Consider the following 318-nt stretch of genomic DNA (forward strand, 5'->3'; position numbering starts at 1 on the left):
CCCTGACCGCGACGCCGAGCGTCGACGAGAACGGCACCATCACCTACACCGCCACGCTGACCGATGCCCAGGGCAAACCGGTCACCGCGCAGAACGGTCCGGTCACCGTGACGTTGGACAGCGGCAAAGTCATCACCATTGCCGAAGGTCAGAGCTCCGGTAGCCTGCCGGTCACCGTCGGCAACGACGTTTACACCGGTCCAACCACCGTCACTGAATCCATCAAGGACGCGGTGGGTGGCAACCTCGAGTCCATCAACCCGATCAAGACTCCGGTCAGCACCACGGTTACCGACGTCAACGACACCACCACCGTGA

1 protein-coding gene is annotated in these 318 nt (G+C 62.9%); it reads left to right on the plus strand.

What is annotated here, in order from left to right:
- Window positions 1-318: immunoglobulin-like domain-containing protein (locus tag KW846_RS29770; RefSeq protein WP_218486472.1), on the plus strand; the 318-nt coding region annotated here is incomplete at both ends.

Origin of the sequence: Pseudomonas sp. PDM32, assembly GCF_019219225.1 — a bacterium.
GTDB classification, from domain to species: domain Bacteria; phylum Pseudomonadota; class Gammaproteobacteria; order Pseudomonadales; family Pseudomonadaceae; genus Aquipseudomonas; species Aquipseudomonas laurylsulfatiphila.